Source organism: Spirosoma knui, assembly GCF_054780635.1.
This window is the reverse complement of sequence record NZ_BAAGVY010000011.1, coordinates 139,373-155,772: the sequence shown is the minus strand read 5'-3', so window position 1 is coordinate 155,772 and position 16,400 is coordinate 139,373. Positions and strand designations below refer to the sequence as shown.

The following is a 16,400-nucleotide window of genomic DNA, read 5'->3' as shown; positions in this document are numbered from 1 at the left end:
ATCTAATTAATTTTCGGCCAGGTATTTATGCACAAAACTAACAGCCATAGCACCCTCGCCTACGGCCGACGCTACGCGGTTCATCGCCCCGGCTCGTACGTCGCCAGCCGCAAAGATACCCGCACTGCATGTTTCCAGCAGATACGGTTCTCGCTCATGCTTCCACACGTTTCGAAACTCGGCGTACCGAGCCATATCACGTCCCGTGGCAATGAATCCTTTCGGGTCCTTAATGATGTTCAGCTCAATCCAGTCGGTCAGCGGTTTGGTTCCGATAAAAACGAACAGTCCGGCTGCGTTTTCAGTACGGCGTTCGTGCGTATCCATATCCTCCAGGACCAGACACTCCAGTTGCTCGTTGCCTAACCCCTCTACAACCTCAGTACACGCCAAGACGGTAATGTTGGGCGTGCGTTCAATCTGATCAATCAGATACTGCGACATGGTTTCCCCTAAGCTTGGGCGACGAATGCAGATAAACACTTCGGAGGCCGTTCGGGAGAGATACATGGCCCCCTGCCCGGCTGAATTTCCGCCACCGACAACGTAAACCGGCTTTCCTTTAAAGGCATAAGCTTCTGTTGTAGCGGCACCGTAATACACGCCCGCTCCGGTGTATTTGTCGAGGCTTTCGTTATCGAGTTTATGATACGATACGCCCGTACTGAGCAGAATCGCCCGCGCCACCACTTCCGACCCGTCAGCCATGGCAATGTGTTTGTACTGCCCCTGGGACTTGATGGATATGACTTCCTGCGGAGCCAGAAACTCGACCCCAAAGCGTTGCGCCTGCGTAATGGCCCGCCGGGTAAGATCAGCTCCGCTCAAGCCGTTCGGGAAGCCCAGGTAATTTTCGATGCGTGAACTGGTTCCGGCCTGCCCACCAGGTGCCCGCTTATCAATCAGGATTGTTTTCAGCCCTTCGGAGCCACCGTATACGGCCGCTGCCAGCCCAGCCGGGCCAGCGCCGATGATGGCCAGATCGTACAGACTTTCGGAGGCCTTGGGCTTTAGCCCCAGCTTTTCGCCCAGATCACTCAGACTGGGCTGTTTCAAGACCGTACCGTCTTCGAGCACCACCGCGGGCAAATCTTTTCGCTCAATGCCGTGCAGGTCGAGCAGCTCTTGACCCTGCGGATCGTTTTCGACGTCCAGCCACCGGTAGGGGAACAAGTTACCGGCCAGAAAATCTTTCAGGTCGTGCGACCGGGGCGAAAATTGGTAGCCCACCAGTTTTACGCCCTGAAACGAAGGCCGGTACGCGGACTGCCAGTCGCTAAGCAGATCGTCTAAGATGGGATAAAGCTTCTCGTCGGGCGGGTCCCAGGGTTTGGCGATGTAGTAGTCCAACTGCACTTCGTTGATCGCCCGCACAGCCGCGTCGATGTCGGAGTAAGCCGTCAGCAGCGTTCGCTTTGCTGCGGGAAACACCTTACGGGCCTGCATCAAAAACTCAACGCCCGTCATCTCGGGCATCCGCTGATCCGACAGAAATAAGGCCACTTCTTCGCCTTTCTTCTTCAGTTCGGTGAGCGAGTCAAGCGCTTCGCGGGCGGAGCTGGTACAAAGAATGCGGTATTGTTTCCGGTATTTCTGCCGCAAATCGTGCTGAATAGCCTGTAGCACCTGCGGGTCGTCGTCGATCGAAAAGATTATGGGCAATTTCATAAGTCGTAAATTAATGAGCGAATGAGTGAACGAACGAAAAGGACTAGTTTAGCTATGCATTCTATCGCTCATTCGCTCTTTTACTCATTGTATCGGAAGGCATACGCAAAATTCGGTTCGGCCGGGTTTTGAGTCGACTCGGATCGAGCCGTTATGGTGTTTCACAATACCCTGCACAATATCGAGGCCAAGACCAGTACCTTTTCCTATGCCTTTAGTCGTAAAAAACGGTTCAAATATTTTATCCTGAATCGCTTCGGGTATCCCACTTCCGTTGTCCGTTACCTTCGTCAAAACGAATTCCCGATCAATCTCCCCACTGATATTAAGCTGGCCGCCCTCAGGTAACGCATCAATGGCATTGTCGATCAGGTTCGTCCAGACCTGATTCAATTCGCTCGGCCAGCCGCAAACCGGTGGCAGATCATCGGGTAGCTGCACATCGACCGTTATCTGCTTTTTTTTGAGTTTATGATTCAGCAGTGCCAGGGTACTCCGAATCCCTTCGGCCAGATGAACCAACTCTTTGCCCACCCCCCGGTCCATGTGCGTGTAGTCTTTGATCGACCCGATCAACGTTGAGATTCGCTTGGACGCTTCGCTGATGTCTCTAACGAGATTTTGGGTCACCAGATTATTGACGAGCCAGTTCATCACCCCGACCAGGTTTTCGTCGCCAATCCGATCCAGAATCCAATCCAGATCGTCGACGGTAAACCCGTATTCCACCAGCGGACCAGCCAGATCAACACTATCATCGACGCCATGATCATCGAACCAGTCGGTTACCTCATCTTCCAGACTGCTCCGTTCGAGCAAGCTAAGCCTGGCATTTGTCGACGCCTTTTGCTCCAGTTTCTTAAAAAACGCTTCGTTCACTGAGTCAACCTGCCCATCGTTCAGATTCAGGTGCATGATCGTTTTAAAAGCTTCGGGCGTAGCGTGCATGTGCTCCCTGAGCGTATCGACCGAGCGTACAACAGCCGACACGGGGTTATTCAGTTCGTGGGCAAGACCCGCCGATAGGCGGCCCAGTGAAGCCATCTTCTCTTCCTGCTGCGCATAGCGGGTGAAATCTCGAACTCGGGTTGTCATTTGCTGCACCAGAGCCTCGGTCAGTTCAAAGCAGGTTTGTACCAGTTCGCGCAGGTGGTCGCGATGCAGCATCAAAACGTGTGAAGACTTCTCGGCAACGATTCGGTTTGGAATGCTTTTCATCCGCGAGAAAGGCAGCACCCCCAGAATGGACTGCGACTCATAGATGATCAGTTCGTCGTTAGCGGCACCTGACCCAGCGTCAATGCGAATGCGTCCGTCGAGCAGGACAATCAAATAATCGACGGGCGTATCGGGTTTATAAAGTATGTGATCTTTAGGAAACGTTTTCTCCTCCGCCCGCTCCATCAGCCACTGAAGCTGTTCGTCAGGCACATTCGTAAACTGAGAAAACTGACGTAATGATTCGAGTAAGGTCATGAAGCAGGAAGGGCTAAACCAAACATGGGCCAACTGCACACAGGTAACTAATTCTAAACAGGATTAGTTACGGGGAGATATTAGTCAGCTAATTACGCACAAATTTAAATGTATATAACCGATCTGTACAGGCAGATTGAACAACCAACGCCCTATGTCCATCCGTCTGACTTTAGTGCTGCTGAGTCTGGCAGCGTTTGCGTTTCGCGCCGACAAGCCCGCTTATCGCCTTTATACTGCTCAACTGAAAACCACTACGTACGCTAAGCTGCTCCGCGAGGCTACAGGAGCCGACGTAGTATTGTTCGGCGAGTTGCATAACAATCCCATCTGTCACTGGCTCGAACTGCAATTAACGAAGGACCTACAAGCTCAGAAGAAAGGTAATCTGGTATTGGGAGCCGAGATGTTCGAAGCAGACAATCAAACTGCCCTCAGCGATTATGTACAGGGCCGAACCACCGGAAAAGAACTGGCGACCCAGGCCCGGCTCTGGCCGAATTTCGACACCGACTACAAGCCCCTCGCCGATTTTGCCCGTGAGCAGAAAATCCCGTTTGTTGCTACCAACGTACCGCGCCGGTACGCCAGTCTCGTGTCGCGCAAAGGTCTGGCGGCCCTCGACACCCTGTCTGCCGATGCCAAGCGTCAGATTGCGCCTTTGCCCTTAACCGTCGATTTGACCTTACCTGGCTACAAAGCCATGTTAAGCATGATGAATGGCTCTGGTCACGGCGATAGCAATCCGCATGGGGGTGCTACCGATATGGCCGCCAACTTCGCCCGTGCTCAGGCGATCAAAGATGCCACAATGGCGCACTTCATCTTACAAAACCTGAAGCCCAACCAGACGTTCCTGCATTTTAACGGCGATTACCATTCCAAGAACTTTGAAGGCATTGTCTGGTACCTGCGGAAGCAACGGCCCGACCTTAAAATTCTCACGCTTTCTTCGGTGGAGCTAGCCGACCTTGACAAGCCCGAACGCACCGCCGAAGCAGACAGCGACAATCGGAATCTGGCTGATTTTGTTCTGGCTATCCCGGCCGACATGACCAAGACGTACTAAGAACGAGTCATTTAATAAAGATTAACTACGACAATCGGATCATTGCTGATAGATTTACAAACCACCCGTCAATAAGCTGTTAATGAATAATGCACTATTTACTTTCGCTTTTTTAGGGTTGCTAACTACATCTACGTACGCTCAAACTACGTACGCGGTTCAGGACACAACCTATGTACGAGCGGTCGAGAATGCTTTTACAGCGTTACAAAAATCTGATTGTCAGACTTGTCTCAACCAATACCAGAAAGCGTTTAAACTTTCGCAGAAAAGCGCTTTAAGTACGTTACGGGCGGCTGTTTGCGCGTATCAATGTAAGCAGGAAGACCTTGCCAAAGCATACATTCAGCGGGCGGTTGACATTGACTATGCCATTGCCGAAGATACATGGCTCGATCGGCAGGCAGCACCCGAACTCAATGCCGTCCGCAACACAAGGATGAATGAATATGTTCAGGCTATTTTTGAGCGTAGAGACAGCCTGTTGAAACTGAACATTCCTCTTAAAAGAGAGCTGCAAACGATTTATCAGACTGATCAGCAGCCTCGTTCACGAATTGATTCCGTCAGGAAAGTTTACGGCCATGATTCACCACAAATGCGGCAATTGGGGCAGCAGATTGCCAAAACGGATTCGATAAATTTAACGAAAATCGAACAAATTATTCGGCAACATGGTTACCCGGGAAAAAGCCTAGTCGGGAGCAGGTTGGGAAACATTGCCTGGCTGGTCATTCAGCATTCGCCCCTGGCTATCCAGGAAAAGTATTTGGCGATGATGCAGAAAGCGGCCGAGCAAGGTGAAATGCGAAAGTCAAATCTGGCTTTATTGACCGATCGAATTCGGGTGTATAAAGGTCAGAAACAATTATATGGCACTCAAGTTACTATAAACCCAACCGGTAAAAACTTTTTCGACCCTATTGAAGACGAAGCAAATGTGAACAAACGACGAGCTGAAATGGGCTTGGGTCCAATTGAAGAGTATGCGCGTCAGTTTGGTTTTGAATATCAACCACCAATGAAATGAAGCTATTTTAATCTGTGGTTTCCCTCAATACCAGGTATTCGGTAATCAGTGCCCAGTTGTGGGCTTCGCACTGCCACCGCATCTGCATAAGCGGCTGATCGGCAAACCGACGTATCAGAGGGTGTTCGTAGGCCGTCAGCAGGCCCGCGATAAAGAAATTAAAACCAGGAAAGTCCTGCTCGATATTGGTCAGATCAATAGCCGGTGGGCGCTCACCGAATCGCAGTAACGCAATAGCCAGCACAACCTGTTCAAGCCGATTTCCACCGCGGCCCAGCTCTTCTTTCGCATCGCTGATTAATCGTGCACGTATTGAGGCCAACTCCGGAATCGGGAAGGCAGCCATCAACCGCGCGAGGTGATAGATAATCAGCGACGTGCGGGCGTAATGCGGAGCGCATCGGAACGGTTCTGTTTGATAACGTCCTGACTCCACAATGCCCCTCAAATAAGTCAGTGAGTCGGCATCATACTGATCGCGGGGCAGATCGTACTGGTAAATGCAATAAAGTATATTACTCAGCACACAGGCATCGAAATCAATGGGCATGTTCTTGCCAAACCAGGTCGAATACGCGTTCAGGTTCCGGTAGTCGATATACGTATTGCGGATAGGCGGCTGTGACGGGGCTCCATTGGCGTGCTGGGTGAGTTTACTCTTTAGCCACCGCAACTCATCGGCCAACGGGTCAGTGGTCAGGTAGACCATCGCCGTGTCGTCAATATCATCGGGGATGCGAAAGTGCTCAAAATGACGAAAGATGTACCCGTTCGAAAAGTGCTGCGAGGGCTTCGTTGGCCAGAAATTGTACGTATTCAGCCCATCTTTATTTCGAAACATCGGATAAGTCGACTGAGCCTTTGCCTTGATCCGATCAATCAGTTGCTGCGCCGACGCCGACACCTGCGGACGTAGTTGCTGGAGCGTAAAGACCGTAATGGCCGTAAAAAAGACGTTCGTATCGGGCCGTTGGTAAAAAATCAGCGAATTGCGCCGAATCGAAGGAAACAGTCCCAGGTCGTTTTGCAGGTGAGCAATGCGCTGAATACTAGCGTCGGGCGTTACGTTAAGAGTCATGAGTAAGGCAAAAATACAACGCGTGCGGCCTGTCTCTTTACAGTTGGCAAGGATGATTTAACAAAAAGGCCATCGTTAATACGTTCTATTTTCTGGAATTAAGCGCGGATATTTGCCGCCTGATTTTAGCACTCAACATGTCTAAACTGATTTTATTCGACGACCCGGCAATCCGGACGGCCTTGCTGCCTTTCACCTTCACCCGTCCGGTGGCGGGTATTCGGGTCGGCATCCAAACGCTGGCCGAAAAATGGGCCCATTCGCTCAATATAGCGCCGTCGTACCTAACGGAGCCGTATCTACAAGCCAAGTTTCCGCAGCAGGCTGGCGACGATAATCTGTACATCAACGGGGCGGTTTGCCCAACTCCCACGCTGGCTGACCGGATAAACGCCTTGTCGCCTGGCGAAAGTCTGATAAGCCCGGCGGGTTCTCTGCTCGCACTACGTACCGACCGAACAGCTTCAGAAGCCAGCCAGTTAGCGGATTTACCGCAACACACGGCTGCTTTCGGCGAGGAACTCACCCTGGTTCGTAACCTATGGGACATATTCGTTCAGAACGGCGACCAAATTCGGGCCGATTTTAGGCGGCTTACGGCTGATCGCCAATCGCAGCCGATCACCGACCCATTTACACGCTGCTACGCGCCCAACAACGTATTTATTGAAGAGGGAGCCACCATTCGCGCGGCCATATTAAACGCCGAGGGCGGTCCTATCTATATTGGACGTAACGCCACCATCAGCGAAGGCTCGGTTGTGATCGGTCCGTTTGCACTCGGCGAAGGCTCTACTGTTAACTGGGGCGGAAAAATGCGCTCCAACACCACCATTGGACCGTTCTGCAAGGTAGGCGGTGAGGTAGGCAACTCGATCTTGTTCGGCTATAGTAACAAAGGACACGAAGGTTTTCTGGGTAATTCGGTAGTCGGCGAATGGTGTAATCTGGGTGCCAACGTCAACAACTCGAACCTGAAGAACGATTACACCAACGTTAAACTCCACTCCTACGCTACTGGTCAGCTCGAAGATACCGGGCGAATTTTCTGTGGGCTGATGATGGGCGACTTTACAAAGGCCGGCATCAGCACCATGTTCAATACCGGTACGGTTGTGGGCGTGAGTGCCAATGTGTTCGGCGGAGGCTTTCAGTCAAAACACATTCCGTCCTTTTCGTGGGGTGGTGCCGATAAGGGCTTTTCGACGTATCGGCTTGACAAAGCGATTCAGGTAGCCAGAGAAGCCTTTTTACGGCGAGGTATGGAATTTAATGAAGTAGAAGAAGATATTTTACGGGCTATTTTTGAGAAAGAGAAGCAGGAGTAAAGAAAGGAGAGGAACAAGGATAATTATTCCCCCTCTCCCTTTCCTCCTTGCTCCCTTTCCTCCTTTCTATGCAATTCTCTGAAATTATTGGCCACGACGACACAAAGCAACTATTGCTACGGGCGGTGCAGACCAATCACCTGGCGCACGCCCTGCTGTTCGATGGTCCTACAGGTAGTGCCAACCTGGCGCTGGCGCTGGCCTTAGCCCAGTACGTTAATTGCGAAGACAAACAGCAGACAAGCGGTATGGCGGATGATGCCTGCGGTCGGTGTGCGTCGTGCATAAAAATGCAGAAGCTCGTCCACCCCGATCTGCACATGGTGTTTCCGGTAGCGAATATGGCAAAAGGGAAAACCTCGGAAGCGTATCTGGCCGACTGGCGCAAATTTCTGCTCGATCAGCCGTACCGTACCTTACCCGAGTGGCTCGAAACGGTCGGCGCGTATAATAAGCAAGGAAATATTTCGGCCGAAGAGGCTCGGAACATCCTACAGAAGCTGTCGCTGAAGTCATACGAGGGCGCTTATAAAATCATGCTCATCTGGCTGCCCGAACTCATGAACGTTACGTCGGCGAACGCCCTGCTGAAGGTGCTGGAGGAGCCCCCGGCGCAAACGCTTTTTCTGTTAGTGACGAACCAGGCCGACAAACTGCTCATCACGATTCTCTCGAGAACCCAACGCGTGGCGGTACAGGCCTTTACCGACGAAGAAGTGGCAACGTACCTGCGGCAATACCTGAATTTCGACGAAACCGTTGCCCGGCGTATTGCCTACCTTGCCGACGGCGATTTATCAAAAGCACTTCAACTCAGCCGTCAGGAAGGCGACCGTAGTGAAAGCTCGGACCAGCACACCTGGTTTGCCGATTGGATGCGGACGTGTTACCGGCAGGATTTAACGGCACTGGTTAAACAGGCCGACCAGTTTGACGGTTTTAGCAAAGAAAAACAGAAGGGATTGCTGGAATACAGCATTCGTTTGTACCGGGACTTATTTCTGTGGCAGCAGGGAGCGGGGGCCCTGCTCCGGCTCCCCGACGATGAGATGGCGTTTGTCAAGAATTTCGCGAAGGTGCTCACTACGTATCATATCGAACAAATTGTAGCCGATCTTAACGAAGCCACCTATCACCTTGAGCGGAACGCCCGCGCGAAGATGGTTATGCTCGATATGTCGTTAACGTTTAGTCGCCTGATCAAAACAAAATTTTAACGCTGCGGTACCGGCGTAAAGTCGTTGCCGATTTATACGTACGCGAACGTAACGCTTATGCGGCCCAAACAAGTTATTGGCAAGAAAGACCTCGTCGATTTTCCTGATCTCGACCTGTTCAACGTACAGGCCAAAGTCGACACTGGGGCGTATACGTCGGCGTTACACTGCAAAGACGTCCGCCTAACCAATGTCAATGGCCGTACCTTACTAAGTTTTTGGCTGATTGATAAAACCGGAGCGTCGTCCCGACAGTTCTACAGCGACCAGTTCAGCAAACGCATCATTCGTAACTCGTTTGGTATCGCCGAACAACGCTACGTCATCAAAACCCGAATCATTTTATTTGAGCGCCCTATTCTAACCGAATTTACCCTCGCCGACCGCGAACGGCTCAAGAACCCCGTACTGCTTGGCCGTAAGCTGCTCCGTAATCGCTTCGTGGTCGATGTTGCTCTACAAAATGTGTCTTACGACGCCAAAAACCATCAATCCGACCAGGCACCTCTGCGCAAAAATCGTTGAGCGACCAACGATCTGAACCTATCCTTAGCTCACTCATACCAACGACTTACTGTTCTTATTCTACGAACTGATGCGTATTGCCATTCTATCGGCTAATCCGAATTTATACTCTACCCGACGGCTTCTTAAAGCGGCCAATGAACGCGGCCACGAAGGTATTGTGGTGAATCACCTCAACTGTCAGGTTATGATTGAAGGTGGGCGCCCGTCTGTTCTTTACGAGGGCCGCGAACTTGATCCCGTCGACGCGATCGTACCTCGTATTGGGGCTTCCGTTACCGATTATGGCTGTGCGATTGTGCGGCAGTTTGAGATGATGAACGTCTTCACGACGGCGAAATCACAAGCCATAACGCGCTCCCGCAATAAGCTCCGCAGCTTGCAGGTTTTGTCGAAAGCTGGCGTTGGCCTGCCGAAAACGGTATTCGCCAATCATCCGAAAAATGGCAACGTCGCTCAGCTTATCGAACTTGTCGGCGGCCCGCCGGTCGTTATCAAGCTGCTGGAAGGAACGCAGGGGATTGGGGTTGTACTGGCAGAAACCGCCAAAGCGGCCACCTCAACCATTGAAGCATTTTACGGCCTTAAAAAACACGTATTGGTGCAGGAGTTTGTAGCCGAAGCCAAAGGTGCCGACGTACGGGCTTTTGTGGTTGGCGGTAAGGTAGTAGGAGCCATGAAGCGGCAGGGGCTGGAAGGTGAGTTTCGGTCTAACATCCACCGGGGCGGCAACGCCGTTGCGGTCCAATTGACTGCCGACGAAGAAACGACCGCCATCGAAGCCGCTCAGGCCCTCGGCCTAAAAGTAGCGGGCGTTGATATGCTCCCCTCCGACCGCGGACCACTCGTTCTGGAAGTCAATTCATCACCCGGCCTGGAGGGGATTGAAATGGCCACAAATGTCGACGTTGCAGCGGCTATCATTGCGTATATCGAAGATAAAATCCGAACCGACGAAGGCGATATGGTAGGCGTTTAGAAATGAATAACAAAGTATGGCTAATGATGATGTAGCTTTACGCGGCAAGCACCAATTATTCATTCTATAGCATTCATTATTCCATAGATGGCCCTCGACCCTGACCTAAAAAAAGCCATTGTTCGCCTGTCGGGCGTGGAAAAAGACCGGCTTCTGTTACGGCTGATTGCCAAAGACGCCATCCTGACCGAACGGCTCCAGTTCGAGCTGGTTGAACATAAAACGACCATCGACGAACGACGGGAGCTGATTCGGCAGTTTATAAATCGCACGGCTAAGGCAGGTCAGGATTCGGCCGGATGGGTTATGATGGACATGCGCACGGTGAGCGGCTACATTAGCCGTCATGTAAAAGTGACCAAAGACAGCTACGGCGAAGTCGAGTTGATGCTGTATATGCTCAATACGTTTTACGGCCACAATGCGCACCTGTTGCACAAGTACAACAGTCGTACGGACAAAGCCGCTCAATACATCGCCAAACGTACCGATCAGGTGCTAAAGAAAGCCGCGAAGCTTGATCCGGACTACCACATTGAGTTCGCCGATGAGATCAATAAACTGCTGAGTTGGGTACATTACGCAGCTCCGGCTCACTACGTCCGACAGATGGGCTTACCCAAGGAGTGGCACACCTAACCTGGTTTTCTATTCCTGCTAAAACAAAACCCCCGGCTTGAACCGAATGTTATCATTGACTAACCCACTTCTCAATCAATGAACCAAACGGTTTTAATTACAGGCGGTACTGGTACAATCGGTCGTCGCCTGACTCAGATACTGCTTCAACAAGGCTATCAGGTTTCGTACCTAAGTCGATCTGCACACGCTGCACCACAGGTAAAAACGTACCAGTGGGATATAAAACGGGGCCATATTGATCCGCAGGCCATCGCGACGGCTGACCACATCATTCACCTTGCTGGCGCGGGCGTCGCCGATGAGCGCTGGACCGACGCGCGTAAAGAAGAGATATTAAGCAGCCGCACCCAATCGACCGATCTGCTGGCGCAGGCGTTGAGCAAAAACACGCATAAAGTGAAATCCTTTCTGGCGTCTTCCGCAATAGGTTATTACGGAGGTGATACCGGCGATCGGCCGCTTACAGAAACCAGTCAGGGGGGCAGTGATTTTCTGGCGCAGGTAACGCGAGCCTGGGAACGAGCCGAAGATCAGGTAGCAGCCTTGGGTATACGTACCGTGAAGTTTCGAACGGGTGTTGTCCTGACCATGGAAGGGGGCGCACTGCCTAAGTTAGCGCAACCCATACGACTGGGAGCCGGGGCTCCCATTGGGTCGGGCCAACAGTATATTTCCTGGATCCACCTTGACGACCTTTGTCAACTGTATATCCAGGCGTTAACCGATACGTCGTGGCAGGGTACGTACAATGCCGTTGCGCCTACTCCGGTTACCAACGAAACCCTAACGCGAGCTATAGCTCAGGTCCTGCATCGACCGATCATCCTACCCAGTATCCCCGCTTTTGCCATAAAACTGGCATTCGGAGAACTGGCGATTACCGTAATTGGAGGCAACTACGTACTCAACAAACGTATCGCCGAAGAGACCTCGTTTCGCTATCAGTACGCCGATCTGACCAAAGCGCTGGAAAACCTACTACATTAAAAACAAGGGGCCAGCAGTACGTTAACCGCTGGCCCCTATTTCTTTTATTTTTTATGGATTAACTCCACTCACGGTCGGCAGAATCCTTCGTATTCCAGGTGTCCGTTGGCGCAAACCAGGTTGCTCCTTTCTTGAGGAATTTCTTGGCAGCCTCTTCGTTTAATTCAACGCCCAGACCCGGCCGATCCGGTACTTTCACAAAGCCCTTATCGGCAATGGGTTTCAGCCCCGTAACAATATCTTCCCAGCCAGCAACATCGACGCCGTGGTGTTCGAGTGCCACGAAGTTTTCGGTAGCGGCTGCACAGTGAACGTTTGCCATCATCGAAATAGGCGAACCGGCAAAGTGCATGGCCATCGGAATCCCTTTTTCCTCAGCATAGTCGCCAATTTTCTTGGTTTCCAGCAAACCACCCGACGATGCCAGATCCGGGTGAATCATATCAATGGCTTTCGCATCGATAAGTTTAATGAATTCTTCTTTCAGAAAGATGTCCTCACCCGTCAGCGTAGGCGTTTCAATAGCATCCGAAATTTGCTTCCATTGATCCGTATAGAACCAGGGCACGAGGTCTTCCAGCCAGGCCAGTCGGAACGGCTCCATAGCCCGGCCGATCTGAATAGCGGTGTTTACGTCGAAGTGGCCAAAGTGGTCGGCCGCTAGGGGTGTATCGTATCCGACAATGTCACGTACTTTACCCACGTGATCAACTAGGGCATCAAGCCCTTTTTTGGTAACCTGAATACGGGTAAAGGGGTGGCGCGTATTGGCGTAATTGCCCAGTTTACCCATTTCTTTATCATCCCATTGCCGTTTCACGCTCCAGTTGTTGGCGTTGACCAGCATACCCGGTTTGTCGGCCAGCATACCAATGCCGAAATCCATTTTCAGGAATGTATACCCCTGGTCTTTCCGAATCTGCATGTTCTTGGCAAAATCGTCGTACGTTCTGCCTTCTGCTGTATCTGCATACAACCGGACGAAATCACGATATTTTCCCCCCAATAGTTGATAAGCGGGTACGTTGTAAGCCTTACCAGCCAAATCCCAGAGAGCCATTTCAACGCCACAGACGCCACCGGCTGCACGGCTGTGATTCCCAAACTGCTTGATCTGTTTAAAAATCTGCTCTACGTTGCAGGGATTCTTTCCCAAAAGCCGACTTTTAAGCATCAATGCGTAATTGGCGCTAGCACCGTCGCGCACTTCGCCCCAGCCGACTAGTCCCTGATTTGTATCGATCCGAATGATCGGGCTGGTAAACGGAACCCCCGCCAGCACGGCAACACGCATATCGGTGATACGTAAATCAGCCGGTTTGGAATCGCGCGATACTTTTTGGGTAATGAATTCTAATTCTTGCTCAGTCGTGTATTTGCCGGCCAGTTTTTCAAACATCATGCCCAGCGAAAGACCGCCTAGGCCCGCATTCCGTATAAAATCCCGACGGTCAGTTGAACTGCCCGCGGGTGGTTTCGGTGAGTTAGTACGCGTGAACATGTTTCTCATGGTAAAAGGTCAATCTTGGTTTATAAGTATTCATATATAAAATGAACCAATGCCAGTATTTTACTTATCATCGGGCCTTTATACGCCAAATACCGGCTGAGTTACTTGAGAACATTTACCCCAATGATCAAGAAATCATTACTTGCATTGACAATTGCTGCCTTATCCGTATCTGTGCATACCCAGGCCCAACGCGTTGGGTCATCTCCCGACTATGTAAAAGCCCTGACGGCGAACTGGAAAGGCGAACGCTTTCCGGATGGTCGCCCGATGGTGCCCGATATCGTTCTGGAACGCTTGCAGAATTGCACCCTAGAGCAGATTTGGGGATATCTGGATCGTCGGGGCTACCGCAATCAGGTGGAACGGGACTGGATCATCCTAAAACCCGGCGAAACCATGACTGGCCGGGTCGTTACGGCTCAATTTATGCCCACCCGTCCAGATCTGGACAGTCTCGTGAGAGCTCAGGGAAAAGCGGAAGGCCGTTCGCAGAAAGGTGGTATCAATATTTGGCCGATCGACATCCTGACAAAAGGCGATATATACGTAGCGGATGGGTATGGTAAGATTAAAGACGGTACGTTGATTGGCTCCAGCCTGGGCAATGCCATTTACGGCAAAACCGGTAAGGGTGTTATCTTTTACGGATCGGTGCGCGATATGCAGGAATTGAAGGATACCAAAGGCTTTAACGCCTGGGTAAAAGGCCATCACCCATCCTATATAAAAGATATGACGCCTACCGCTATCAACGCCCCCGTTCGCATTGGTGAGGTATCGGTATTGCCCGGTGATGTCGTGTTTGCCAATGAATATGGTGTCGTATTTATTCCATCGCACCTAGTCGAAGGCTTGGTATCAGCCTCCGAAATGACCGCTTTGCGTGACGAGTTCGAGCGCGTGTTGCTTCAACAGGGCAAATACCCATCCGGTGAAATTCACGGCAACTGGTCTGCTAAGATAAAAGACGAGTTTAGGGCATGGGTTGGCAAATACCCTAAAAAATTAGCTATATCGCAGAAAGATCTAGACGCTTACTTAGCCAAAGAAGGCCACTAGACAGATCCCTGTTCGTAACAAAGCGTTTTTGTAACGGCTCTAAGCCGTCCAGTACGTTATTTAACAGGCGTAAAACAACGCTGCATTCAGTACCAGATAAGCCGTACAATGAAAGGTAAAGTCATTACACTCTCACTACTCCTTGGTTTTTGCATTGGACGTTCTTTATGTGCTCAAACAATCCCGAAAGAAGAATTAGTATTTCTAACTGCTGAATGGAAAGGCGAGCGGTTTGCTGATGGCCGTCCTAAAGTTCCGGATGCCTTAATCGAACGGGCGAAACGTATAGGTATTGACGACGCATGGACGGTGCTGAAGAACGAAGGCTATACAAATCAGTTTGAAGGCAACTGGAAACTGATCAAAGATGATGTGCCCGTGGTCGGCCGTGCCGTTACAGCCATGTTCATGCCCAGCCGTCCGGATGTAGAAAAGAATATTAAGGAACGTGGCACGACAAAGCAGGGCCGAAAAGGAAATACAAACGCGTGGCCGATTGAGGTCCTGACAAAAGGAGATGTATACGTTGCAGATGCGTTCGGAAAAATTGGGGGTGGCACCCTTATGGGCGCTACGTTAGGTAACGCCATTTTTAGCAAAACGGGAAACGGAGTTGTGTTTAACGGAGCCGCCAGAGATCTTCAGGAATTACAAAATATAAACGGGTTTAATGCCTTTGTTCGGGATTTCCATCCATCGTTTCTGGAAGAAATGGTCTTGATGGGGCTGAACACACCTATTCGAATTGGAAATGCAATGGTATTACCCGGCGATTTGGTCATTGCCCAACGGGAAGGGGTACTTTTTGTGCCTGCTCATATGGCTGAACAAGTAATCACCACCTGCGAGTTTGTTACGCGCAAAGATCAATTCGGTTTTGAATCGGTTAAATCAGGTCGATATACAACTGGCCAAATCGATAGTCAATGGACTGACGAAATAAAGACCGAGTTTTTAAAATGGCTTGGTCAACATCCAGAACTAGGCACGATGACGAGAGCCGAATTAGATAAAGTAATGAGTAAACGCACCTGGTAATTCAAAAAATCAACGAATGTTACTTAAAGTTACACTGTGACAACTAAGGGTCAGATTTCGCTTTTATAGCGCTGATTTAATCTGAGCTTTTAAGAATAAGAACAGAATTGATCATCTAGTAATACATGCATAGCAACATTATTATAGGATTATCTACTGACTTCTTATTTATCGGTAGACCAACGATCATGAACCAATTAGTATGTTTACCGCGTGAATAGCCATGGTCGATAAACTCAAGCCGTAGATTTAGCTCTCTTCACAATAACTCATTCAAGATCAATGCAGTAGAAATTTTCGTTTTGTCATGAATTATGATAATCTCATCAACGAGGTAATCATGTGTTGTCAGCGTAAGAAAATTTTATAAGTAAGAACAAACGCTAAGCACTTTCTATATGTAACAGAATTAATAAAATAGAATATGCTGATGTCTTTATATTAAGACGCCGTATTTGTTCTATATCTATTTAACGGTAGTTTTTTTTGTTGTCCATCACCTTACATTTGCCCCTGAAGTCTGCCGTGAATAACGCAACTTTTGTAACCACACCTAAAATTTTATGAGTTCTCGATTAACTTTATTAATGTTGATGTCTTTACGCTCCCTTCAATAAGGAAAGCGTAAACATTTGTTCATGGAATAAGTTGGTATCGTGCTTAGGCAGCGTAGCAGCAAACCACAGCAGTTATCAATTCATGCAGGTGCATCATCTCGAGTTTAGACGTCGATAAAACTGAATATAATTTCCTTAGCACACACATTAATAGGTATGTTTGAGCTAATTCAA

General features: G+C 50.1%; 14 protein-coding genes. 10 read left to right on the top strand and 4 right to left on the bottom strand.

Annotated features, from left to right (window positions below):
* Positions 1-6 precede the first annotated feature (6 nt).
* Positions 7-1,668 carry an NAD(P)/FAD-dependent oxidoreductase gene (locus tag ACYVIY_RS21285; RefSeq protein WP_460978412.1) on the bottom strand — a complete coding sequence of 554 codons (1,662 nt, stop codon included), beginning with the start codon at positions 1,666-1,668 and terminating at the stop codon, positions 7-9.
* A gap of 84 nt (positions 1,669-1,752) precedes the next feature.
* Complete coding sequence (locus ACYVIY_RS21280) at positions 1,753-3,144, bottom strand: sensor histidine kinase (protein ID WP_460978411.1); 1,392 nt, start codon at positions 3,142-3,144, stop codon at positions 1,753-1,755.
* A 160-nt stretch (positions 3,145-3,304) separates the two neighbouring features.
* Between ACYVIY_RS21280 and ACYVIY_RS21275 the strand changes: the two genes are divergently transcribed.
* Both ACYVIY_RS21275 and ACYVIY_RS21270 read left to right on the top strand, forming a co-directional pair.
* Positions 3,305-4,213 (top strand): ChaN family lipoprotein, encoded by a 909-nt coding sequence (locus ACYVIY_RS21275; protein WP_460978510.1) that lies wholly within the window; start codon positions 3,305-3,307, stop codon positions 4,211-4,213.
* Between the two features lie 82 nt (positions 4,214-4,295).
* Complete coding sequence (locus tag ACYVIY_RS21270; protein WP_460978410.1) at positions 4,296-5,243, top strand: DUF6624 domain-containing protein; 948 nt, start codon at positions 4,296-4,298, stop codon at positions 5,241-5,243.
* Between the two features lie 7 nt (positions 5,244-5,250).
* On the opposite strand, the gene ACYVIY_RS21265 is transcribed toward ACYVIY_RS21270, so the two are convergent.
* Positions 5,251-6,321, bottom strand: coding sequence for a hypothetical protein (locus ACYVIY_RS21265; protein WP_460978409.1), 1,071 nt, complete (start codon positions 6,319-6,321; stop codon positions 5,251-5,253).
* A gap of 137 nt (positions 6,322-6,458) precedes the next feature.
* Here ACYVIY_RS21265 and ACYVIY_RS21260 point away from each other — a divergent pair, with 137 nt between their 5' ends.
* From ACYVIY_RS21260 to ACYVIY_RS21235, 6 genes are all read left to right on the top strand, one after another.
* Entirely contained in the window at positions 6,459-7,649 is a 1,191-nt protein-coding gene (locus ACYVIY_RS21260; protein ID WP_460978408.1) for a GlmU family protein, read from the top strand.
* 68 nt (positions 7,650-7,717) lie between these two features.
* Complete coding sequence (locus tag ACYVIY_RS21255; protein WP_460978407.1) at positions 7,718-8,866, top strand: DNA polymerase III subunit; 1,149 nt, start codon at positions 7,718-7,720, stop codon at positions 8,864-8,866.
* 57 nt (positions 8,867-8,923) lie between these two features.
* Positions 8,924-9,391 carry an ATP-dependent zinc protease family protein gene (locus ACYVIY_RS21250; protein WP_460978406.1) on the top strand — a complete coding sequence of 156 codons (468 nt, stop codon included), beginning with the start codon at positions 8,924-8,926 and terminating at the stop codon, positions 9,389-9,391.
* Between the two features lie 70 nt (positions 9,392-9,461).
* Complete coding sequence (rimK, locus tag ACYVIY_RS21245) at positions 9,462-10,370, top strand: 30S ribosomal protein S6--L-glutamate ligase (protein WP_460978405.1); 909 nt, start codon at positions 9,462-9,464, stop codon at positions 10,368-10,370.
* Between the two features lie 87 nt (positions 10,371-10,457).
* Positions 10,458-11,009 (top strand): hypothetical protein, encoded by a 552-nt coding sequence (locus tag ACYVIY_RS21240; RefSeq protein ID WP_460978404.1) that lies wholly within the window; start codon positions 10,458-10,460, stop codon positions 11,007-11,009.
* Between the two features lie 78 nt (positions 11,010-11,087).
* Positions 11,088-11,999 carry a TIGR01777 family oxidoreductase gene (locus ACYVIY_RS21235; RefSeq protein WP_460978403.1) on the top strand — a complete coding sequence of 304 codons (912 nt, stop codon included), beginning with the start codon at positions 11,088-11,090 and terminating at the stop codon, positions 11,997-11,999.
* Positions 12,000-12,057: 58 nt separating this feature from the next.
* On the opposite strand, the gene ACYVIY_RS21230 is transcribed toward ACYVIY_RS21235, so the two are convergent.
* Positions 12,058-13,509 carry a mandelate racemase/muconate lactonizing enzyme family protein gene (locus ACYVIY_RS21230; RefSeq protein WP_460978402.1) on the bottom strand — a complete coding sequence of 484 codons (1,452 nt, stop codon included), beginning with the start codon at positions 13,507-13,509 and terminating at the stop codon, positions 12,058-12,060.
* 123 nt (positions 13,510-13,632) lie between these two features.
* Here ACYVIY_RS21230 and ACYVIY_RS21225 point away from each other — a divergent pair, with 123 nt between their 5' ends.
* Together ACYVIY_RS21225 and ACYVIY_RS21220 are read left to right on the top strand one after the other, a co-directional pair.
* Entirely contained in the window at positions 13,633-14,571 is a 939-nt protein-coding gene (locus ACYVIY_RS21225; protein ID WP_460978401.1) for an RraA family protein, read from the top strand.
* Positions 14,572-14,679: 108 nt separating this feature from the next.
* Positions 14,680-15,609 (top strand): RraA family protein, encoded by a 930-nt coding sequence (locus ACYVIY_RS21220; protein ID WP_460978400.1) that lies wholly within the window; start codon positions 14,680-14,682, stop codon positions 15,607-15,609.
* Positions 15,610-16,400: the final 791 nt, after the last annotated feature.